The sequence below is a fragment of the Flavonifractor hominis genome, assembly GCF_040095835.1.
Classification (GTDB): domain Bacteria; phylum Bacillota; class Clostridia; order Oscillospirales; family Oscillospiraceae; genus Flavonifractor; species Flavonifractor hominis.
Genome location: NZ_JBBMFT010000002.1, coordinates 340,336 through 363,301 on the forward strand (window position 1 = coordinate 340,336; position 22,966 = coordinate 363,301).

11 protein-coding genes and 4 riboswitches are annotated in these 22,966 nt (G+C 56.5%); of the genes, 8 read left to right on the top strand and 3 right to left on the bottom strand.

The window, feature by feature from the left end:
• Positions 1-27: 27 nt before the first annotated feature.
• Positions 28-1,077 (top strand): DUF6076 domain-containing protein, encoded by a 1,050-nt coding sequence (locus tag WMO45_RS05875; RefSeq protein WP_349139615.1) that lies wholly within the window; start codon positions 28-30, stop codon positions 1,075-1,077.
• Positions 1,074-1,919: a sigma-70 family RNA polymerase sigma factor gene (locus WMO45_RS05880; protein WP_349139616.1), complete on the top strand. Its 846-nt coding sequence runs from the start codon at positions 1,074-1,076 to the stop codon at positions 1,917-1,919. Before WMO45_RS05875 ends, WMO45_RS05880 begins: the two co-directional genes overlap by 4 nt.
• Positions 1,920-2,114: 195 nt before the next feature.
• A riboswitch (cobalamin riboswitch) is annotated at positions 2,115-2,306 on the top strand.
• A gap of 88 nt (positions 2,307-2,394) precedes the next feature.
• Here the strand turns inward: WMO45_RS05880 and WMO45_RS05885 are convergent.
• Positions 2,395-3,507 (bottom strand): adenosylcobinamide amidohydrolase, encoded by a 1,113-nt coding sequence (locus WMO45_RS05885; RefSeq protein ID WP_349139617.1) that lies wholly within the window; start codon positions 3,505-3,507, stop codon positions 2,395-2,397.
• Positions 3,508-3,594: 87 nt separating this feature from the next.
• Here WMO45_RS05885 and WMO45_RS05890 point away from each other — a divergent pair, with 87 nt between their 5' ends.
• The 3 genes from WMO45_RS05890 to WMO45_RS05900 are packed head-to-tail and all read left to right on the top strand — an operon-like array spanning position 3,595 to position 6,380.
• The gene (locus WMO45_RS05890; protein ID WP_349139618.1) at positions 3,595-4,584 is read left to right on the top strand and encodes an ABC transporter substrate-binding protein; all 990 of its coding nucleotides are present in this window, start codon (positions 3,595-3,597) and stop codon (positions 4,582-4,584) included.
• On the top strand, positions 4,581-5,600 hold the full coding sequence (locus WMO45_RS05895) for a FecCD family ABC transporter permease (protein WP_349139619.1): 1,020 nt from the start codon (positions 4,581-4,583) through the stop codon (positions 5,598-5,600). The genes WMO45_RS05890 and WMO45_RS05895 overlap by 4 nt, the downstream gene beginning before the upstream one ends.
• A 12-nt stretch (positions 5,601-5,612) precedes the next feature.
• The gene (locus tag WMO45_RS05900) at positions 5,613-6,380 is read left to right on the top strand and encodes an ABC transporter ATP-binding protein (RefSeq protein ID WP_349139620.1); all 768 of its coding nucleotides are present in this window, start codon (positions 5,613-5,615) and stop codon (positions 6,378-6,380) included.
• A 66-nt stretch (positions 6,381-6,446) separates the two neighbouring features.
• Here WMO45_RS05900 and WMO45_RS05905 read toward each other — a convergent pair whose 3' ends face one another.
• Both WMO45_RS05905 and WMO45_RS05910 read right to left on the bottom strand, forming a co-directional pair.
• Positions 6,447-6,743 carry a hypothetical protein gene (locus WMO45_RS05905; RefSeq protein WP_130870202.1) on the bottom strand — a complete coding sequence of 99 codons (297 nt, stop codon included), beginning with the start codon at positions 6,741-6,743 and terminating at the stop codon, positions 6,447-6,449.
• 15 nt (positions 6,744-6,758) lie between these two features.
• The gene (locus WMO45_RS05910; RefSeq protein ID WP_130870201.1) at positions 6,759-7,037 is read right to left on the bottom strand and encodes a cysteine-rich small domain-containing protein; all 279 of its coding nucleotides are present in this window, start codon (positions 7,035-7,037) and stop codon (positions 6,759-6,761) included.
• Between the two features lie 691 nt (positions 7,038-7,728).
• Positions 7,729-7,989, top strand: a riboswitch (cobalamin riboswitch).
• Between the two features lie 188 nt (positions 7,990-8,177).
• Here WMO45_RS05910 and WMO45_RS05915 point away from each other — a divergent pair.
• The 3 genes from WMO45_RS05915 to WMO45_RS05925 all read left to right on the top strand — a co-directional run bounded on the left by WMO45_RS05915 (position 8,178) and on the right by WMO45_RS05925 (position 22,920).
• On the top strand, positions 8,178-15,509 hold the full coding sequence (locus WMO45_RS05915) for an S-layer homology domain-containing protein (RefSeq protein ID WP_349139621.1): 7,332 nt from the start codon (positions 8,178-8,180) through the stop codon (positions 15,507-15,509).
• A gap of 204 nt (positions 15,510-15,713) precedes the next feature.
• Positions 15,714-15,849, top strand: a riboswitch (cobalamin riboswitch).
• 194 nt (positions 15,850-16,043) lie between these two features.
• A complete protein-coding gene (locus WMO45_RS05920) occupies positions 16,044-16,622 on the top strand; it encodes a homing endonuclease associated repeat-containing protein (RefSeq protein WP_349139622.1) in 579 nt (192 codons plus the stop codon).
• 5 nt (positions 16,623-16,627) lie between these two features.
• Positions 16,628-16,850, top strand: a riboswitch (cobalamin riboswitch).
• Between the two features lie 109 nt (positions 16,851-16,959).
• Complete coding sequence (locus WMO45_RS05925; protein ID WP_349139623.1) at positions 16,960-22,920, top strand: S-layer homology domain-containing protein; 5,961 nt, start codon at positions 16,960-16,962, stop codon at positions 22,918-22,920.
• The last annotated feature ends 46 nt before the right edge of the window (positions 22,921-22,966 follow it).

The following is a 22,966-nucleotide window of genomic DNA, read 5'->3' on the forward strand; positions in this document are numbered from 1 at the left end:
GAGTTGGCCAGGCAGTACGAGGACACATTGGAGCGCGGCGTATGGTGGGAACTGAACAATCAGTTTATCGAGCTGCGCAGTCAGTTGATGCGGTATCGTGTATTTCAGATTTTACTGAAGGAGGATGACCAGTTTCTCAACGAGACCCAGCAGTATACAGAGAGCTATTCTTTGTTCACTGACGAGGAGATGGATGAGCAGGACTGCACTGTGGAACGATGTCTTGATCTGTACCAGAAGGAGGAAGAGGAACACCGGACACCACCATTTCTCCTCATTGTGAATGGTGGTAGGGAGGACAAGTGGCGGTACTACAAACTGCAGATGGCCCGCTATCAGCGATACATCGATGATGTTATCGTGTTCAATCCTACGATCCATAACTTTATCAACTTTCTTCTCTCCAAATTGAAACGGAACTCTCCGGAGGCGTACGCCGCCGCGCTGTATCAGCTTTACAATGACGAGCGGCTGGTGGAGAAGCTGATCGCGAACCCCATTGGCCCGGATCGGCCCTTCTATCAGAAGTACGACCCCTGTGTGGTAAGCTATCTGCCCAGAGAATTCCCGGACGGAACCTTCGCCATCGCCCAGGAGCACACAACGGACAGTTTGCAGATGCTGCTGAAGGCCGACTTCATGACAGCGCTGAACGCCGGACATAACATCCGCCGCTGTATTGTCTGCAAGAAATACTTTCTGGTCCACAGCGGTGTCCATGTCCTCTACTGTGAGGGGCGTTGCCCGTTGGACGAGCGCTTCACCTGCCGGCAGTATGGTAGCTATGAGATCCAAAAAGAACTGGCACGGGATGTGCCGAAAATCAAGGCCAAAATTACCGCTTTTAACCGCATCCGAAAAGACTATCAGCGGGGAGCCATTACAGAGGAAGAGATGCGCCGCCTGAAGGACGCTGTGCGGGACGAGCTGTTTGACGCACTGAGCAGCCCCGACATCTCCAATGAGGACTTCAAGCAATCAATCTCCTCCGAGCGCCTTTATCCACTTTACGGCATATCCCGTCAGGCCAAGCCTCGGGGACGTCCCCGCAAGGTGGAGGACGGTGACGATGCATGACCAACGAGGAATTGTTGGAGCAGATGGCCAACGGCGATGAGGCAGCTTTGACCACACTGTGTCTGATGAACACAGGACTGGTTAAGGAGCGTGCCTGGTTGATTGCCCGCCAGTATCACTGCCTGCGTCAAACTCAATACGGTAGTCTGGGCGATTACGCAAAAGAAACGCTCTCCGAACTGGAGAGCGTGGGAATGTTGGCGCTGGTGGAGTGTATCCGCACCGGCAGTTATGACACGGAGAAGGGCCGGTTTACCACTTACATCACCCCGTTTCTGGACGGAGCCATGCGGCGGCATCTGGAATGTAGTATGGGGACACTTGCCCTGGATCGGGACAGCATGGGGCTAGTGCGAAAGACGCAACGCCTTTACTATCAGGAAGGGAAAGAACTTAGCGAGATCTGTATGTCCCTTGGAATCTCTTTCCGTGCGGCTGCCAGGGCAGTTGCCTACCCCACACATTTCTTCTCTGTCTATGATCTACAAGGCCCGGATGATGACGGCGATATTTACGAGCGGCTTACCATCAACCACCTTTCATACTCTGCGGAGGATGCTGTGATCCGCGCAATGACCATGAAATGCCTGCGGGAAGAGTTTATGCAGCTTTCCAAAAGGGATCAGGAGATTTTGGGACGGTGTTTCGGTGTGTACGGTTTTCCTAAGTCAGATCTGCGGGAAATCGCCATGCGAAACCGCGTGAAGGAGTCCGGTGTGGAAAAAGCCAGGGATCAGGCACTGAAACACCTTCGGGATCGGTACCGGAATAGCTTTGCCTGGAAGCTCCGCCGGGCCAGACAGATTGTGCTGGCGGTCATATGTACAGAACATCTTTGTTAACAGCATGATAAAAAATTCAGCTATTCAATGTAATGTAAGGTAGTGGCGGACAGCGCAGCCCTAATGCGCCGAGAGTTTACAATTGACTTACTGCAAATACTCTTTATAATGGTAACCAAACGAATATAGTGCTCCGACTTTTGTGGCACCGGCGCGTTCCTCTTCAGAAGACACGCCGGGACGTTCCGCTGAACAAGGGAATTGGGTGAAACTCCCAAACACGTTTCCGGGAACCGGATGTAGTCTCGGATTCTGTAGCTGTGAGCATAGAGTGTCTGTTTTTTCTGCGAAAGCAGGTCACTGGCAGGCTGTAATGGCCTGACTGGGAAGGCGAACCAGATGCGCAGATGCGGTTGTCCGCATCGAGATATGCGAGTCAGAAGACCTACAAAATAACGGGTGTTATTTCTTTGCGAAACAACACCCGTGCTGTCTGGAAAAGCGGTAGCATTTGCTGCCGCTTTTTATTTTTGGATCAAATGGGCGCCTGATCGGGATACAGCCGTTCTTGCTCCAGCAAGTTGGACATGAGCAGCTGACAGAGAAAATGCTCCAGTTTATCCATGAGTGCAGCTTCCTGAAGCAGAGATAAATCACAGCGATAGTGCCGTTGAATCTGGCGCAGCAGATGCTCTCCCCAATCTCCGGCCTCCAGCTCAGTCAGCATTCCAGCACGGCGCTGATCTTCCAAATGCACATAGAGCACCACAACTCCAACCAGGAATGCGTCCTGATCCAGTTTTTTTATGGTTCGGGCAATTGCGGTATCTTGCCCCGGTCGCCGGGCCAGGCAATGAGCGGACAGCGTGTCCGCAGTGATCCCAAAGCGATGCAACCTCTTGAGTACGGTATGCTGCTCCTGCGCACAAAAGCCTGTTTGTCGAAACAGCGCCTCCGTGACGGCCTCCCGGACGGCCAGCGCCGCCAGTTCTCCAAATTTAAAATGTTTGCCTGCGTTCAGCAGCATTCCTTCCTGTCCGGTTCCGCAAATGATGACTATGCCGTCTGTCCCGGTTCCGGTGGCAAGCTCTTGTGATACGCTGCTTCCTTGCATCAGATCCCGAAGCACAGCGGTTTTGGCCTCGGTGGCTGTGAGTATCAGCTCCGCCATGGCGCCGGGGGCAAGAGGCCGATCTGTAATCAGAAAGATATTGATGGTTCCGGGCGGCACAGAGGTGGGTGCGCCGTCCACCTCTGTCAGAAATGCCGGATCACCGGCGCAGAGCGCGTTAACATCGGCGCCGCCGGATACTGCGGCCGTAATTTGCAGATCCTCCCAGCGTTTGGTGATGACCACCATGTTGTCCAGATTTGCCGCCGTATCCAGGCCGGTGGTGTGATCCGGATCCAATCCCAGACGTCTGGCCACCGTGCGCTGGTGTTCCCGCAGATTATTTCCCTGCATAGGCTGACAGACACCGGCCATGCCGCAATCACAGTAGTTAAAAGCGGCGGTCAGATCGTCCCGCATGCCGCCGCCGTTGGCCCCTGTGGACAGCACCATGCGGGGGCCGGAAAACCGAAAGACAGCAGCCTGTTCCGTGCAGGCCAGGCGGTCGCCGTTGCACAGCTCAAAAATACGTTCCATACATCATCCTCCGGGATTCTCCGAGATGTTCTGAGTGGATTATAACAGATAACAATAAACAGGAAAAGACGAAAGGAACTGTTGGAAATGAAAATGCGAAACGTGCTCCTGTTCGCGCTGGCTGTGCTGCTTCTGGCGGCCCTGGCCGGGTGTGCCCCGACGGAAAACGCGGATGCAAACACCACACCGCAGCAAACGCAAAATACATCGGTTAACCGTCCGGACACCGACCGCAGCGGCAACCCTATTACCCTGCCGGATCAGGTAGACAGCATCATCTCCATGGCCCCCTCTGCTACCCAGACGCTTCTGGACCTCGGCATGAAGGACAAGCTCATCGCCGTGGATACCTATTCCGCCATGTACTTTGGCCTGGAGGATCTGCCCACCTTTGACATGATGGAGCCGGACACGGAGCAAATGGCTGTCCTTGGTGCAGATCTGATCTTCACCACCGGTATGAGTGCCTCCTCCGGCGCCGATCCCTTCAAGCCTCTGCGGGATATCAGCGTCTGCGTAGCGGATATCCCCTCCGCCTCCAGCATCGAAACTATGCTGGAGGACACCCGGTTTATTGCTGCCTGCGTGGGTGCTCAGGAAACATGCGAGAGCCTGATTGCGCAGTTCCAGGAGGAACTGGATCAGCTGTCTGACATCGGAGCAGGCATTCAGGACAGAAAGCGTGTGGTGGTGGAAATCGCATGCGCGCCCGACATCTACACCGCCGGCAGCGGCACCTTCATGCAGGAGATGCTTACGGTCATCGGCGCGGAGAATATTTTTGCCGATCAGGAAGGGTTCGTCGCCGTGACAGAGGAATCGGTGATCACCCTGAATCCGGACGTTATTCTGACCATGGTGGACTACGTGGAAGATCCCGTAGCAGAAATCCTGGGGCGAACCGGCTGGGAGCATGTTACCGCCGTGGCCAACGGGGACGTGTATCTGGTCAACACGAATGCGGTATCCCTTCCCAATCTTCATGTGATCGACGGCATGAAGCAGATGGCCAAGATGATCTATCCCGAGGCATACGCAGAGATTGAAAATCCCTTTGCCGGGGAAGCTGCGGCATGAAGCGGATCGTCAAGATACTCCTTGCCGTTGCCGCGGCCCTGCTCATTCTGGTGGGCAGTATCGCCGTCGGCTCTGTGAATCTCTCTCCCGGGCAGGTGGCAGAGATTTTGATGGCCAAGCTGTCCGGCGGCTCCGGAACCGTTGACCCAAATCTGAGCGCCATCGTATGGGAGATGCGCTTTCCGAGGGCGGTGCTGGCTTTCCTTACCGGCGCGGCTCTGTCCGCCAGCGGTACAGTCATGCAGTCCATTTTGAAAAATCCGCTTGCGTCCTCCTATACTCTGGGCGTTTCCTCCGGCGCCAGCCTCTGCGCAGCTCTGGTGATGGTCACCGGCGTTACGTTCCCGCTTCTGGGGAGCCTGTTCACCCTGCCAGCAGCGGGCTTTGCCGGGGGGCTGGCCACGGTGTTTCTGGCCCTGGCCTTTGCCGCCCGGCTGGACGGCAAGATGGAGAATCAGACGGTCATCCTGGTGGGTATGGTGTTCTCTCTCTTTGTCAACGCCATTCTGACACTGATCACCGCCCTGTCCCGGGAGCACCTGCAGCAGATGGTCTTCTGGCAGATGGGCGGCTTCACCGGCCGGAACTGGTCCCATGTGGCAGTGATGTTCCCGGTTCTGGTCCTCTCCATGCTGGTATTGCAGCGCTTTACTCCGGAGATGGATATCATGAGCTTTGGAGAGGAGCAGGCCATGTCCATCGGCGTGGATCTTAAGCGGATCAAGCTCCTTTTGATCGGCATTGCCGCCCTGCTGACCGGCACGGCAGTGTCGCTGGTGGGTGTTATTGGCTTTGTGGATCTGATCGCGCCCCATGTTGTGCGGCGGATCTTCGGTTCCTCCCACCGTCTGGTGCTGCCCTTGTCCGCCTTGTTCGGCGGCACATTTCTGATGTTGGCGGAGTTGGTTTCCCGCACGGTGATGGCGCCCACGATTATTCCTGTGGGAGCCGTGACGGCACTGGTAGGCGCTCCCTTCTTCGCACTGGTGTTCTTCCGCGGCAGAAAGCTGAAATGAGGTGGAGTTTGTATGCTGCATCTGAAAAATATTTGTGCCGGATATGGAAACGGAGATATTCTGCACGAGATTACCTTTGATCTGCCTCTGGGACAAAATCTGTGCATTCTGGGGCCAAACGGCTGCGGGAAAAGCACATTGCTGCGTACCATCTCCGGTCTTCTGGACAGCCGCGGGGAACTGACCCTGGATGGAAAACCGGTGGCCGCCATGCGCCGGCCGGAGATTGCGTCTCACATAGCCATGATGAGCCAAATGAGCACCGTCTATTTTTCCTTTTCGGTCTATGAAACCGTGATGATGGGCCGGTACCAGAAGCTGCGCCGGGGACTTTTTGCATCCCCGTCCAGAGAGGACAAGCAGTGTGTGGAGCAGTATCTGCGGGCCACCGGGTTGGAGCCGCTGCGGGAACGTCAGATCTCCGAGCTGTCGGGCGGCCAGCTTCAGCGGGTATTTTTGGCCCGGACGCTGGCCCAGGAACCGGAGATCATTTTACTGGATGAACCCACCAACCACCTGGATCTGAAGCATCAGACAGAGCTGGTGAGCTATCTTAAAAACTGGTCTCAGGAAAAAGGACGGACTGTCATCGGCGTACTCCACGACATCAACCTCTCCCTGATGCTCTCCGAGCAGCTTTTGTTTTTGAAAAATGGTTCTGTGGCAGGGATGGGGCCTGCCAATATGCTTCTAACAAGAGAGTTTCTCCATGAGGTTTATGATATGGACGTAGCCTCATATATGATGGCCTCCCTCAAGCGTTGGGAGCAGGTATCTTAACGGTATTCGGACATGCAGAAAAGCACATGGCCTGTCCCTGCGTCGGGTACAGGCCATGTGCTTTTTCTATTTTTCCCAGGGCGTGTACAGACAATAGGCCGGACAGAGCTCGCCCATATAGATCCATACATTTTCTCCCATTTCGATGGGCTCCCCGAAAACCAGGTTAGGAACCATCAGCTTCAGAGTGGTGCGTTTGAGACCCTTGATGTTTTCCCCCTCCTGAGTGGGAGCCTTGCTGAAATCCTCAATCCGCTGGGCCAGATCGCTGATTCCCAGCTCCCGGGAGAGCCGGGGGATTACCTCATCCTTTACGGCGTATACCACATGATCCGGATTTTCAAACCAGGTTCGACTTATCATAACGCTTGCCTCCTGTCAGTTGGTTTTTTGCGCCAGTTTTTTGATCTCGCCATACTTGCCGATGATATAGTCATAGCCCTCCCTGCGATGGGGAATCAAGCAGCCGCTGCAATCCTTAATCCCCCCGGCAATATAGGTGAAGTTTCCGCCGCATTTATCTCCCAGTGCATACAGCGGGCAGTAGCAGAACAGGCAGTTAAAGTTTTCCGGGTCATTGGTGGAATGGCAGGGGAAGTATTCGCATTTGCTGTTGGAAAAGAACTGAAAGTGCTTTTCGGACGTCGATGATTCCATACCGCTTCTCCTTTCATTTTACTGACTGATACATCACTCATGATATACTGACCGGCGGTGAAACAGAAAAAGGAGGTGCCCGGGCGGCACCTCCTTCTGACAAAAACACGCTGGCCCTAACAAGAAGGCCAGCGAGCAAAGCAACGTACACAACGGAGGACACGCCCGCTGTTTCCCCCTGCATCCTGCCATGGTGCAAGTCTCCTGACTTACGTTATGAGAGCTTGGCTCTCTGCGTCCATTTCCTACCTTCTCACAGGGTCTTCCCCCGCAATGGCGGACTTTCGTCCAGACGGCATACGCCGCTTCGGAATGGCCTCACGTACACAGTGCCGGTCGCGCGGGACTTGGATATCCCATTCGTTTTAGCTGCTGCCTGATCCTTGTCGGCAGGATCGTTACAGCAAACAGCCACACCATGCAATAGATACAGTGATATGAAATTTTCAAACCGGCGGCAAACGCCGGGCCTGGAACCAAGAATGGATTTAAATATAGCATAGCACGCCTTGTGCAGGTTGTCAAATGCTCTTTAATTTGTTTAGAAACAGGGCTCCAAGGGCTCCTTTCTGAAGAAATTTAAAAAATAGCAAAAACAGAATAGCATTTTGATACGGCTTGTGCTATAATGCAAAAGCAACAAGGAAAATTAAATATGAAATCCGGCTTTTGTGGCAAATGCGCGACCCGGCTCTTATGAGCTGGACACGCATCCTTGTTTCTGAACAAGGGAATCAGGTGAGAATCCTGGACATGTTTCGTCCGTGACCCGTCCGTGAAAACGGCGGCAAAGGGGCGATTCTATAGCTGTGATTGTGGAGCAAATCCGTTTTCTGCGAAAGCAGGTCACTGGCGGCTGTAATGGCTTAGCTGGGAAGGCGGCGGATTTGCGTTGGCGGGCATAGCTCCGCCTGGACACATCAGTCAGAAGACCTACTAAGAGCTTACCCCCGGATCTCCGGGGCTGCTCTGACAAAAAATGCCTTATGCGGCAGCACGTTTGTGCTGTCGCTTTCACGCAGTGACGACACAGGAGCGGACAGAATTGTCCGCTCCTTTTTTGTCAGGTACGGCCCCGTTCCAAAAGCCCTGTTTTTTGAAAACAGTTTTTATAAAAATGGTTTGAAGGAGTGGAGCTTTGTGAAAAAAAGGATTCTTTCGTTTTTTCTGGTGCTGTGCCTGACCCTTGGACTTCTGCCGTCAACGGCACTGGCCTCCGGTACGGCGCAGCCGGTGTCCAGCGTCGGTGAGTTTGCCGCCATGGAGCCGGGTGGGGATTATATTTTGACAAGTGACATTACAGTGTCCGCCCCCTATGGTCAGGCCTTCAGCGGCAGCTTTGACGGCGGAGGGCACAAGGTGACCCTCGCCATCTCCGGCGACAGCAAGCTGGGGCTCTTTTCTGAGCTGTCCTCCGGCGCGACCGTCCGCAATGTCATTACTGACGGTTCGGTCAGCGGTACCAGTCAGGTGGGCGGCATCGCGGGCCTCAGCTCCGGTACGATTGAAAACTGTTTGAATACGGCGTCCATCACCGCCGGCAGCAAGTATGCGGGCGGCATCGCAGGACAGTGTACCGGCGGCAGTATCACCGGCTGCGGCAATACCGGAAGTGTGGCGCTCAGCGGAACTGACCAGTACGCTGGCGGCATTGCCGGTCAAACCAAGGCCACTGCCATTACCAACTGCTATAACCAGGGTGAGATTTCCAGTCAACGGAACCGTTCCGGTGCAAACCTGGGCGGTATCGTCGGCTACGCAGGAGATGATTACGGTCGCGGCAGCAGCCTGAACAACTGTTATAGCACCGGCGCCATTACCGTGCAGGAAAAGGCTACCAATTTTGGTGCCATTGCCGGATGGATGTACAATTCCACATCGGAAAACTGCTATTATCTGGATAGCAGCTGTACCATCGGTATCAATGGTAATGACCAGACGGTTGCCGCTAAAACATCGGAGGAGATGAAGGGTGCGGACTTTGCCGCCGTGTTGGGCGAGGGCTTCCGGGTAAAGACCGGGGACTATCCGGTCCTGTCCTGGCAGATCTCGACCGCTTCCGCTGTGTTTACCATCGCGCCGTCCAATGCTGAGCTGACCATCCGCAGCAGCGACAGCGTCGTGTACTCCTCCAGCCAGGGGGAGACGCGAATCGCGGCCCTGGCCGCCGGCAGCTACAACTATACGGTCAGCTGTGAGGGCTATACATCCCAGAACGGAGCACTTACCATTTCCGAAGAGCAGGCCAACAGCAGTGCGGAAATCCGGGTAGATCCCATCACACTGGGGCTGGATAACAACCGGTGGGGAACCCTGCGCTTCCAGGTTGAAGGCGCGGAGGATTATACAATTACCGTGACGCTGGACAGCCAGGAAATAACCGCTGGGGAAGACGGAACTTATACGCTGCTCCTGGACAAGACCTATGACTACGTGGTGACACCGACATCGGAGCAGGTGGAAGGCGCGCAGGGAAGTGTCACTCTTTCAGAGAGCAAAATTGAGACGGTTTCCCTGAAAACGGTCACCGACATTGCGGTCAAAACTCTGCCGAACAAAACGGACTATTATGTTGGCGACACGCTGAATCCTGCCGGCCTTGTGGTAACAGTCAGCTACTCCGACGGCTCCACCCGGGAGATTTCCGAGGGCTTCACCGTCAACGGATTTGATTCCTCGGCAGCCGGGGAGAAAACCGTTACGGTCACCTATTGCGGAAGCAAGGCAACATTCCAGGTTACCGTGTCGGAGAAGCCCTTCCCCAGCGCTGTATTCAACGCTCTGGTCGGGAAAGCCCAGGTGGTATACACCCATAACGACAAGTATCAAGGAGAGCCCGGTCAGGAGTTTGTGGAGGAGGACGGCGTTCTCCGCTCCAACAGCAAGGGGCAGGGCAATTCGCAGGTCACCGTGACCATTACGATCGACGAATCCGTTGCCCAAGGCAGTCTTTCCTTTTGGTATAAGGTGTCGTCCGAGGGCTCCTGGACTGTATACGACGGTCTGGCCATCAACAACGGTTCCAAAATCGGCGGAGAAATAAACTGGACGAAGCACACCCTGGATGTAAAGGGCGGTGAGACGGTCACGCTGACCTATGTCAAGGACTCCAGCGGCGACAAGGGAGACGACTGCGTCTATCTGAAAGATTTTACGCTGGAGACCCTGCATACCGCGACATTTACCCTTAGTCCGGAAAATGCCCAGATCGTTCTGGCACCCCAGGGCGGCGGGGAAGCCATCGCGCCTGCCTCCAGCAGCGGCGGAACAGTAATCTATGCGCTGGCTGACGGCACATATGACTACACGGTGTCCTGCTTCGGTTATGCAGAGCAGACAGGGCAGATCACCGTGGACGGCGCTGACGTGACGGAGACGGTGACGCTGGATGCCAGCGCCCGGCAGACGGTCACGTTCCAGGTGACCCGTCCGGAGGACATTTCCGCGCCGCATATGATCAGTGTCCTCTTCCAGGGGGAACCGGTCGCCCACAGCGGAGACGATGCCGATGTCTATCAGCTGCCGGCCGGCGAATATACCTACACGGTCAGCTGCGAGGGCTGTGAGCCGGCCAGCGGTTCCTTTACAGTAAGGGAGAACGCGGTCACCGTCCCGGTGACGCTGGAACGCCAGTGGACACTTTCCGACTACTTTAAGGCCATTTCCCCTGCCATAACCGCCGAGAACGGCACACGCTACGGCTTTGTCCGGGACACGGAACAGGATGGCGGACTGATATCCGATAACGCCGGAAAGAGCAGTTCGTCCGCTGCCATGACCCTTACCTTCTCCCAGGCTGCCCGGCTGGATTTTGCTTATTGGGTGTCTTCGGAAGCAAATTATGACAAATTCACACTGAAGCATGGGACGGACACGCTGGTTACTGCCAGCGGCAACGGGGAATGGACGCAGTTCGCTGTTTCCGTAGCCGCCGGCGACTCCCTGATCTTTCAATACGAAAAGGACAGCGGTGGAAATGAAGGCAGTGATACAGTTCGCCTCAAGAATTTCCGTGTGACCACTCTGTACCCGCTGACCTATACCGGCCTGCCGGAGGGCGGCACCTTTACGGTGCGCGATTCCAAGGGACAGACCATTGCGCCCCAGAATGACGGCACCTATCTTCTGCCGGAGGGCGCGTATACCTATACCGCCTCGGCGTTCGGATACGAGGCGTCCCAGGGCAGCTTTTCGATTCCCGACCAGAGCAGCGTGACCGTCTCTCTGAACAAACTTCCGACTTACAAGGTGACCTTCCGGATCCCGGAGGGCGCTTCCCTTACGGTAACGCACCCCACCGCCGGCAGTATGGATGCCTTCCGTCAGGGAAATGCGTTTACCCTGCCTGCCGGAGAGACTTACTCCTATGAAGTCACCAAGACGAACTGCCTGCCCAGCCGCGGCAGCTTTACGCTGACGGAGGAACGCACCATCGAAGTGGACACCCTGACGGATGCCGGTGCGGGCTGGGACGGCACGACTGTGACCAAGCCCACGCAGGCGGAAGGAGTCTATCAGATCGGCAGCGCGGCGGAGCTGGCCTGGTTTGCCCAGCAGGCAGAGCGCGAAACCGACCTTAAGGGCCAGCTGACCGCTAACATCAATCTCAACGGAAAGCCCTGGACCGGCATCAAGCAATTTGCCGGAACTCTGGACGGCGGCGGGCATGTGGTCTCCGGCGTCACCGCACCTCTCTTTGACACGGTAGGCACAAACGGAACCGTCAAAAACCTTGTGGTAATGGGCAGCATTACCGGCAGCGGTCACCTGGGCGGCATTGTCAGCACGCTTTCGGGCACTGTGGAAAACTGCGCTTTTGAGGGCAGCGTCACGAACAGCGGCCCCGCTTTTGGTTCCATCAGCCTGGGTGGTATCGTTGGCCGGGGGCAGAAAGGCAGCGTTATCCGCGGCTGCGCTGTTTCGGCGGAGCTCAAAAACAATACCGCGTCGTATAACACCGCACTGCATACCGGTTCCATTGCCGGCTATGCCTACGGCGTCATGGAAAACTGCTACGCCACGGGAAGTGTCTGGGCCGATTCCGGCCGCGACACCAACTCCGCCCTGGGCGGTCTGGTGGGTACCCTGTATGCGGACGGCACGCTGCGAAATGCCTATTTCTCCGGCACGGTCACCGGGCCTGAGAATGGCATCGGCCTTGTGATCGGCGCCAATAAGGGTACAGTGGAGAATACCTTCTTCCTTCCCAACGGATCCATTCCCGCCGTTGCCGACAATACCGCGTCCACTGCACCTGCTGTCACGAAAACCAGCGCAGAACAGATGCGAACCGACGCCTTTGCCCACGGACTGGGCAGCGCCTTCCATATGGATACCGACGGGGTCAACAGCGGCTTCCCCATCCTCAGCTGGCAGGGCGGCAGTGCACCGGTGGTGAGCACCGATGAAGAGGACGCGGCGGCGGATCTGGCGGCGCTGAACCTGCAAACAACAGACGGCAAGACCCTCTCCGCCGACAGCCAGGGCATTTACCAGATCCGGAACGCCCTCACCCTGGCACTGCCCAAACAGGGCGAGCATGGCAGTGCCATCACCTGGACGGCATCGCCGGAGGGCGGTATTTCACTGCCTGACGGTATGCTCACCCTTCCGGAAAACGGCAAGCTGGAAGTCACCCTGACCGCTCAGGTAAAAAAGGGAGAGGCCTCTAAGCAGAAGGAATTCCGGCTGGTTCTCTGGTCCCAGGGCGCGCAGGATCTGGAGACCCTGGAGGCAATCCGTGACGAGGCCCAGTCCGGCGGTACGTTCATCCAGCCTCTGGAGGCTTATGGCCACACCAACATCCGCCAGGCCATGGAGCAGTATCTGCTCCGAAAGGACTATCCGGTGGATATGGCCCAGTATACATATGATGATGACCCCCGTGCCATAAAAGTGGAGTTTGTTGCGCCCGGCACCAAAGTTCTGCCTCAGGCCGGCAGCTACCTGGCCAATGATGGTACGATCACCTATTACAGAGATGAGGGCGGCCTGGGCATCAACTACGCAATCTATCGGGATGTGACCTTCCGGCTGCTGCTGGGTGACCAGTCCGTGCAAGTATCGATGACAGTTCACATCGGTTGGGCAAATGACTATCTGGAGGACTATCTCTCCCGTGCGGTAAACTCCATCACCTGGGAGCAGATCCGGGGCGAAAACACCAATACCGCCACAGTGACCCAGGACGAGGGTTGGTGGTATACAGTCGCCGTGGACGGTCAGGTGGACAAAGACCTGATTCTCCCCACACATGTGGATACCTATGGCGATGTGCGCATTCAGTGGTCGTCCACCGACATGAATGCGCTGACGGTGCAGACAAACCCGGATGGATCCTATACCGCTACGCTCAACCGCCCGCCGTTCGGTGGCGATCCGTTTACCTTCCCGCTGATCGCCACAGCCCGGTTCAACCGCCTGGATGACTACATGATTCAGGAGGCAACTGCTGAAGGCGCTGTACAGGACTGGTACGCTGCCATTCGAAAATTCGTTATTACGGTGGCACCCAATGATGTGGATCAGTCCGCCCAGATCAACGCGGCTCTGGAGAAGTATCCCTCCCTGCTGCGGGACTTTGTGGACAAAGAGAAGCCTGTGACTCCTACCCACGTTACCGCGGATCTGCAAATGCCCACACCTGGCCAGCTGGAGTCCGCCGGAATCCTGCCGGATCGCTATAATCAGAAAGTGACTATGACCAGCGGCAACACCGATGTGCTGGAATTCAGCGGCTATCACGCTGTGGTCTACCGCCCGCTGCCCGGCAGCCCTGCCGCGGATGTGTCTTATACGGTGCGAATTCTGGATCGCCGCAACAATGCCCTGCTGGGAGAGAAGACGTTTTCCCTGACCGTGCAGCCGTTGACAGAGGATGAAATCAGCGCCGCTGCGGCGTTTATGGACGGCGTCTGTACGGAGAACGCCTACTGGAACGGCATCCGTGGAAACAATACGGATAAGACCCAGGTGACAGAGAATCTGGAGCCGTTTGCGGAAGTTCTGAGCGGCGATCAGGGACAGCCGCAGTATATCTACGGCGCGATCAACCTGACCTTCGGCGGAGCAGAAGTGGACGATCTGCCGGGTTACGACCCCATGAACGCCCAGCCGTGGCGGGAGTACCGCTCCAGCCGCCCCACCGTCATCGCCTGCGAAAATCTCCTGGTCACCCGCCCGGAGTACGACACAAAGGTTACGCTGGACAGTGTCCTGACCCACAGCGTATACGGGAAATACTGGGAGAAATTTGGCAGCAATCCGGACTATGCGCAGTTTGAACAGTTCTATAAACGCCCGGTCTCTGTGACGGTAACAGTAAAGGGAACCAAAGGCGGAGAGAATCCGAATCCCCAGCCGGAACAGATTCAGGCTACGGTTTCTGTCAGCGGCGGCGGCTTTGAAAACTTTGCTGATTTGAGTGCGTACACCTTTACCGGCAGCGGCAACCGGGACTGGACGGCGTGGGATGCGCTGCAGGCGGCTTTGCGTGAGGCGGGATATCGCTATGAGGGCAGCGGCTCCTATGTCAGCGCTGTGACGGATTCCAACGGCGTTACCCTTTCCGAACTGGAGCACGGCGAAGGCAGTGGTTGGATGTACCGTGTCAACGGTACACTGCCGGAGGTGACGCTGAACCAGTATTACCTGAGCGACGGCGACAAAATCACCTTCTTCTATACCGGCGACTACCATACAGTTCCCGGAACCCACGGCTATGACGATAACCAAAAGGCGGCCCAGGCGGTGGAGAAACTCATCAATGCCATCGGAACTGTTACCAAGGACAGCGGTGATAAGATCGAAGCGGCCCGGAAAGCATATGATGCCTTGACCGACACTCAGAAGAAGCTGGTTCGCAACTACGACGTGCTGACAGAGGCTGAGGCGGCTTTCACGGCTCTGGAAGCCGGTCTGCCCTTCACCGATGTGGATAAGGACGCATGGTATGTTGAGGCGGTTCAGTACGTCTATAAAAACGGCCTGTTCAACGGCACCAGTGCAACAGCCTTCTCCCCCGACGGGGAGATGAGCCGTGCCATGCTGGCTGCCGTGCTGTACCGCCTGGCGGGCTCACCCGCCGGAGACGGTAAAGCCCCGGCCTTCACCGATGTGGCGCCGGATACCTGGTATACTGACGCCGTAGCCTGGGCCAATGGGAACGGTATCGTCACCGGTTACGGAAATGGTCTGTTCGGTGGCGCTGACAGTATTACCAGGGAGCAGCTGGTTGTTATGCTTTACCGCTACGCCAAGTTCATGAAGCACGATACGGCCGCAGCCGGTGATCTCTCGGCATTCACTGACGCCGGGGACACCAGCGACTGGGCGGTTGAGGCTCTGCGCTGGGCGTATGCGGAGGGCCTGATCACCGGGCGTACCGCAACCACCATTGTACCGCAAGGCACCGCGACTCGGGCCGAAGTGGCCATGATTCTGATGCGTTTTGGCGGGGAACTGGCAAAGTAACTGCCGCCTCGTTGAAGCATACTTCCCTCTCAAGGATCTCCGGGATCCACAGCATCCCCGGCTGCGGATCCCGGAAGTCCGATCCTGAGAAAACAGCAAGTTTGACCCAAAGAACCAGCCCGGCAAAAGTCAGCAGCTGAAGACAAGGACAGCCATAGGTGTTCTTGGTTTCGGAGTCCCTTGACAACGCCATAAAAAGTAGATAGAATGTCTTCGTGAGCAGGTCATATGCTTGACATATGCCAACTGACAAGCCGGTGAGAATCCGGCGCAGTCTTACCTCTACTGTATTTGGCTCCGGCCATAAGCCAGGATTGTCAGCCTGCTCCATGGTAATTGATCAAGGTGGTATCCATTGCCGATTTTTGCAGCCATGCCCATGTGTGGGGATGGCCAGGGTTTTTGTGCATTTTTGATGTGCAAACGCTCGATTTGCAGGGATCGGCAATGGATATCTGCTTTTTGCCGGCAGACACCATTGTCTGCCGGTTTTTTGTTTTCTGAGCCGGCAGCAGATCCCGAAACTGGAAGGGGGTGAAGACCGTCAGCAAGAGAAGGCAAGCTCGCCCAGCCAAACTTACGCCGCAAGAGGCAGAACAATACCGCAATTTGATACAGAAATGGGCACAGCAAGCTCCACCAGAGTACACAGGCAACGGCGAAAAGCACCCTTATACATCTCTTACGCTGTCCAGTGGGCTTGGCAGGGCTGTCTATGCCAGCTATTCCGACGAGGATTTGCTGGCTGTTCTGCACGATGCGGCGTCACGCCTGGGACGTGCGCCCACACAGGATGAGGTCTTTTCTCTGTATCGCATCTACCTGAAAGCGCGGTTTGGCACCTGGCCGGGCGCACTGCGGGCGGCGGGAATGCGGCAATTGCCAATGCCGGATTTAAGCATGCCGGATTGGACACAAATGCTGGCGGAGGAACCGGAGCTCTGCGGTGCTCTGGAGGATGTGACCCGTCGCAGACGCCGCCTTGGATATCCGCCGCGCAAGCGTGATGTCCCGCAGGCGAAAATTCTCTGTGAACGATTCCATTCGTGGGAGAACGTGATTGCTGCCGCGGAGGATTTTGAGAAATGGCAGGAAGCGAGGAAGGATAACTGACAAGTAAATAGGAGCATTTATTGTGGCCCTGTCTCGGTGGAAGCAGAGGGAGGGATGAACAAGGGAATCGGGTGCAAGTCCCGAACGGTAACCGCCGCTGTAAGCGCTGAGATACCGGATCGTTGATGAAAGTCAGTCACTGGGGAGACCTGGGAAGGCAGATCCGGCGTTGTGGGGAATTTCCCCGGAAGCGCAAGTCAGAAGACCTACAAGGAATGCAAAGGGTCGTCGAAATGCGACCCGACCATGGGAACACGGCTGTGGCGATCATTGGGATCTGTCACGGCATTTTTTATGCCCTGACAGATCGAGAGTCGAAAGGAGAGACGGAGCAAATATGAAGAAACGAGTATTGAGCCTGCTGCTGGTGCTTGTCATGGTACTGGGACTACTGCCCGCCGGCGTTCTGGCGGCGGAGGGTGTAACGGAGGTGTCCAGCCAGGCGGAACTGGCCGGAATGACTGACGGCAGCTACATCCTGACAGCGGATATTGAACTGAGCGAATGGACAGCTATTGACTTCTCTGGCACCCTGGACGGTAATGGTTACACCATTACTGTGGCCGGCCAGCCGCTGTTTAACACGCTGAGCGGCACCGTACAGAACCTCTGCCTGGACGGTGAAGTAGCAGGCGAGGACGATACCGTAGGTGCGCTGGCCCGCACACAGACAGGCGGAACAGTGAATAACTGCTGGTCTGGGGCCGGATATGATTATACCGCGTGGTGCTTTGCCGGGTTTGTTGGCACAATGGCTGGCGGCACCATTAAAAACTGCCTCTCTACAACGGATAACGCCGACTCCGGTTTTGTTGGTGAGGCGACCGGTCTGCCTGTCATTGAAAACTGCTATTATACCCTCTATGACGCTGTATACAATGGCGACTTTACCGATACGAACAACAAGAAAATCAATGCTGACGAATATCCGTATGCCATGGCGCAGCTGAACGCTGTCCACGAGGCCGGGCTGCTGTACTGGGCTATGGACGAGGACGGTGTGCCCAAGCCGATTGCTTCAGAGAAACCTGCGGCGGATCGCACGGCACTTCAGGAGCTGTACGACAGGGTAAAGGACAATACAAATGCCGTTCCTGACGAAGAAGATGTTACTTATACATCTGAGAGTTGGGAGGCCTTTGTGGCAGCCCGTGACAAGGCAAAAGCCGTTCTGGACAATGCAGACGCCACCCAGGCCGCCATTGATGGGGCAAGGAAGGATTTGCAGGCCGCAATTGACGGCTTAGTTCCCGACCGCACCACGGCAACGGCGGCGGAACGCGTGGCCCTTCAGGACGAGATCGCAAAAGTGCCCAGTGAAAAGGGCCGGTATACCGATGCCAGCTGGTCTGCCGTACAGGCAGCCCTCAAGCCTGCCAAAAACCTTTTGCAGAATCCAGCCGCTACTGCGGAGAAGCTGGCCGAGCAGACCGCTTCCCTGAAAAACGCTGTCGACGCTCTGGTTGAGATCGTAGATCCGGCTGCGGTGACGGAGCTGCCGGAGGGCCAGGAGTGGACGATGATTTCCACAGCCGAGGAGCTGGCGGAGCTTTCGACAAAAGGCGGCGCCGGCTACTATAAACTGAAAAACGACATTGTGGACTATGTGGGTACTTACGATCCGTTTGGTACCCAAATCAAGCCTTTCAATGGTGTGCTGGACGGCAATGGCTTTACCGTAACCTTTGCAGGCGCAGACAAGTATCCGAATCCTGTCATCAACATTCTTGGCCCCAGCGGCGTGATTCAGAACCTGGGTGCCAACGGCAGCATCACCAATGTGCCCCTGGTGGATAAACTCTATGGCAAGCTGATCAACTGCTATTCCTGGGCGGACACCCAATATGGCGGTCTTGTGGGAACGATGTTCTCCGGCTCTGTCATTGCCAACTGCTATGTGAATCAAATGCCCGGCGGCAGCGGCTCCGGCGGGCTGGTAATGACCGGAAACGGCGGACATATTCTCCACAGCTACTGGCCGGAGGGAAAAGCAATTGGCACTGATAGCGGTACTTCCATGCTGGACAGTCAGGTAGTCGCCAAGCAAAAAGAGGACAGCTTCCGCGCCATGCTCAACGCGCACCGCTATGGCGGCATGGAGTGGCACCAGAGTGACAAGGGCCTTCCCTGGCTGGGGGAGGAGCAGGAGTATGTCAAGCCCGACTTCAAGGCTGTAACCGTTACAAACCTGATTACCGAGGAAACTGCCTCGATTGAAGAGCCGGATGATGTGCTGAAGGTAAGCGTATTTGGCGAGCAGGGCGGCGATGTAGCCGCGCTGACCATTGACGGCTACCAGGGCGATCAGCTGGAGTGGGAGACCCCCTCACACGCCACCGACGCCCCCATCATGGTATATTATGACAAAGACTCGGAGCAGACCAGAGTATGGGTGCGCGATGCCGGTACGGTGACGGTCACGGCGTTCTTGAAGGGGACAGAGGGTGCGCCGCGAAAGGAGCTCCAGTCCTTCCAGATCGAGGCCAAGGTGCCCAGCTATTTTGATCTGAAGCTGAAGATTGGCGGCGAGGACTATACCAATAAGACCTATGCGGTGGAGGGCAGCCAGGGCTTTGAGCTGGTTCCCTATGTATCGGTAGAAGGAAAGGAGATCCCGGTTTATTACGGGCTCTTCGACTGGGAGAGCAGTAATTCAAGTGCGATCCATGTGGATTCCGATGCCTGGGTGACCATCTATAAAGAAGGAACTGCCAACCTGACGGCGTCCCTCAACGGCGTCTCCGCCGCCGTCCGGGTAACGGCCGGCTACACAGCAGCCACCGGCATCAAGTGCCTGTTTGAGGGCGAATATACCATTCACCGCCGCAGTCCCAACTCCGTCGGCCAGAACGGCACCCCCGGCGAGGCCAGCTTCAACCCGCTGCGCCATGTGGATGAAAATGGAGAAGCAATTGTGGGCAGCGAGGAGCATATGGCCCAGGTGGAGCCCGAAGGGGCTACCTATGCTGGCAGCTACGATGTCACCACAAGCGACAAAACCATTATGGAATTCCAGAGCGCTCTGGTACAAAACCTGATTCCCATGAAGGCAGGGACGGTCAACGTCACCGTCACTACCAAAGATCCCAAACTGGATAAACAGTTTACGGATACCAGGGAAGTAACGCTGAACTACCTCAATCCCCTGCAATCCTTGACTGCGGAGAAAACAGAACTGACCGTCAAGGTGGGTGAGACCATCGACGCCGGACTGATTTTCACCGGAGAGAATGATACCAAATGGCCGGAGAAGTATCCCAAGGGTCTCCACGTCTCTGAGAGCTACATGACCTGGGAGCAGAGCGGCGAAGGCCAGGTGCTTGCCTACCGCAGCTATCCCGTCATCATGCAGGGCGATGAAGACTTCTCCCTGGAAGAGGGCACTGTTTCCAACGACCAGTGGCTCATCAAGGGCGTAAAGGAAGGAACCGTCACCCTCAAAGGCACCGCCAAGGATACCACCAACGGCACCAAAACCATTGAACTCACGGTTCATGTTGAGGCCGGCGACCCCGCCCTCAACAAACCGGTAGAGGAGCAGGTGGCCGATGTCCTGGCCAAGACCGGCGCATACCAGCTCAATGCCCTGAACAACGCTCCCGCCTTCCTTCAGGAGTGGAGCATCCTGGGCTTGGCCCGGGCAGGCATCGAAGTTCCCGAAAATTTCTATGAGACCTACTATGCCTCCGCCTATGAAAAGGTGCAGGAGCAGAAAAAGGTAAGCTCCCGCCCCTGGGACAATAAGATCACCGAGACCCAGCGGCTGGCCCTGGCTCTGACCGCCATCGGTAAGGATCCCACCGATGTGGGCGGCGTCAATTTGTTGGATTACAGCTGGAACAAGGAAACCTATTGGAATGGAGCTGTGTTGGGCGATATGCAGGGCTCCAATGAGCTGATTTACGCCCTGCTGGCCATCAATGCTCATGCCAGCCTGAAGGAATCCCGCCCCGAATCCGTCACCATGACCGAACAGCAGATGATTGACAAGCTGCTGGGCGTCTATCAGGCCGAGGAAGGCGGCTTCGGACTCAGCGGTCCGTCCTTTGACGTGGACATCACCGGCATGGCACTTCAGGCCCTGGCTCCTTATTACGACACTCGCAACGATGTCAAGACGGCAGTGGACAAGGCGGTGACCCACCTGTCCCAGGCCCAGGGCACCGACGGTTCCTATGGCAATCCGGAGGCCACCAGCCAGGTGATCGTGGCCCTGTGCACCCTGGGTATCGACCCGGATCAGGACGAGCGCTTCATCAAAGTGGGATCCAGCCTGGTGGACGGCCTGCTGATGTACGCTTTGGAGGACGGTTCCTTCCGCCACTCCATGAACGGCAGCTCCGACGGCATGGCCACGGAGCAGGCCCTGTATACCCTGGCGGCCCTCAGCCGGTTCTACGCAGAACCCAGAGGAAACAGCCTGTATGACATGAATGACGTGACCATCGGCGGCAGCGGCGGTACAACGGTTACCGGCGTGACTCTGACGCCCGCCAGTGCAAAGATCGAGACCGGCAAGACGGTACAGCTCAATGCCCTGGTCATTCCCGCTACGGCGGCAAACAAAAACGTGACCTTCTCCAGCGACAAGCCGGGAGTGGCTACCGTCAGCAAAACCGGCCTGGTCACCGGCGTGGCAGAAGGCACCGCTACTATCACCGTCACCACGGCGGACGGAAACAAGACTGCCACGGCCTCCATCACCGTTACCAAGGCCGGAGAGATCAAGCCGGAGGACAAGGCCACCGTCACCCTGTCCATTGATAAACTTACCATCAACAAGGGCTATGTCCTGTGGCCCACCGAAATAGAAATCACCAAGGGTGAGACTGTGTGGGATGTGCTGAAGCGGGAGATGGATCAGCGCGGGATCAAGTATCAGTACAGTAACAACAGCCAGTATAACAGTGTTTATGTAGAGTCCATTGACGGCGACGGAGAGTTTGACCATGGCTCCGGCAGCGGCTGGAAGTACAGCGTAAACGGCGTCTATCCCGACTACGGGTGCAGCCGCTACACCCTCACCGGCGGCGAGGTCATCAAGTGGCGCTACACCACTAACCTGGGTATGGATCTGGGGGACGATCCCAATGCCGGACAGACCGGCAAGCCGGAAGAGGGCGGTACCAGCACCATTACCCCGGAGGTCAAGCCTGACAAGAACGGCAGCGCAAAGGTCACAGTGGATGAAACTCAGATGAAGGATGCCATCGCTACGGCCAAGACCGAGGGCAGCAGCGCCATTGTCATTGCTCCTCAGGTTACCGGCGAGGCCAAAAAGGTGATGACGGAAGTTCCCACCCAGTCCCTGAAGGACGTGGTCAAGAACACCAACGCGGCCCTGGAGGTGCAGACCGCTCTGGGCAGCGTGTCCATCCCCAACGAAGCCCTGGACTCCATTGCCCAGCAGGCCGGTGGCAGCACCGTGACCATTACAGTGGAAGCCAGGAAGCCTGAGGATGTCAAAGATCAGGTAAGCGCTTCTCAGCTGGAAGGCGCGGTGGTAGTGGAGGTGACCATTACCTCCGGCAAAAAGGAGCTCACCACCTTTGACGAAAAATCCTTGACCGTCACCATTCCGGTAACTGGCTCCGCCTTTGTCTCCGGCGAGACTTACAAGGTGATCGCGCTCAGGGCCGACGGCTCCAAAGAAACCGTTTCTGGAACCTGCATCAAGCAAAACGGGAAACTGAGCATGCAGGTGAAGATCACCTATCTGAGCACCTTTGTGGTAACCACGCAAAAGACCATGCCCTTCACCGATCTGTCCGGCCACTGGGCCGCTGAAGCCATTACTTATGTCTATGGAAACGGCTTGATGAACGGCACCAGCGACACTACTTTTGCCCCTGACGAGTCCCTGAACCGGGCCATGCTGGCCACCATCCTGTATCGTCTGTCCGGCGAGCCTGCTGCAACGGGTGAAGGTAAAACATTTATGGACGTGGCACCGGATACCTGGTATACCTCTGCCGTGGCCTGGGCCAGCGCCAACGGTATCGTCAGCGGCGTCGGCGATGGCAAGTTTGCACCCACGCAGGCGATTACCCGCGAAGAGTTGGCTACCATGTTTTACCGCTACGCCAAGTACAACAAATTGGACACCAGCGCCAAAGGCGACCTGAGCAAGTTCGCTGACAGCGATCAGATTGCCGCCTGGGCTTCCGACGCCATGGCGTGGGCGGTGGGCGCCGGACTGATTTCCGGCAAAACCGCCAATGTCATTGACCCCACCGGTACGGCCACCCGTGCCGAAGTGGCGACCATCCTCATGCGCTTCACAGAATTGACGAAATAACAAACGGCGTGCCGGGGCGCAAGACGCCCCGGCACGGAAAGGAGTT

Bases quoted from the DNA above. Each gene is read 5' to 3' on its own strand.
- WMO45_RS05880 (WP_349139616.1), top strand. From the start codon at position 1,074: ATGACCAACGAGGAATTGTTGGAGCAGATGGCCAACGGCGATGAGGCA.
- WMO45_RS05885 (WP_349139617.1), bottom strand. From the start codon at position 3,507: ATGGAACGTATTTTTGAGCTGTGCAACGGCGACCGCCTGGCCTGCACG.
- WMO45_RS05890 (WP_349139618.1), top strand. From the start codon at position 3,595: ATGAAAATGCGAAACGTGCTCCTGTTCGCGCTGGCTGTGCTGCTTCTG.
- WMO45_RS05895 (WP_349139619.1), top strand. From the start codon at position 4,581: ATGAAGCGGATCGTCAAGATACTCCTTGCCGTTGCCGCGGCCCTGCTC.
- WMO45_RS05900 (WP_349139620.1), top strand. From the start codon at position 5,613: ATGCTGCATCTGAAAAATATTTGTGCCGGATATGGAAACGGAGATATT.
- WMO45_RS05905 (WP_130870202.1), bottom strand. From the start codon at position 6,743: ATGATAAGTCGAACCTGGTTTGAAAATCCGGATCATGTGGTATACGCC.
- WMO45_RS05910 (WP_130870201.1), bottom strand. From the start codon at position 7,037: ATGGAATCATCGACGTCCGAAAAGCACTTTCAGTTCTTTTCCAACAGC.
- WMO45_RS05925 (WP_349139623.1), top strand. From the start codon at position 16,960: ATGAAGAAACGAGTATTGAGCCTGCTGCTGGTGCTTGTCATGGTACTG.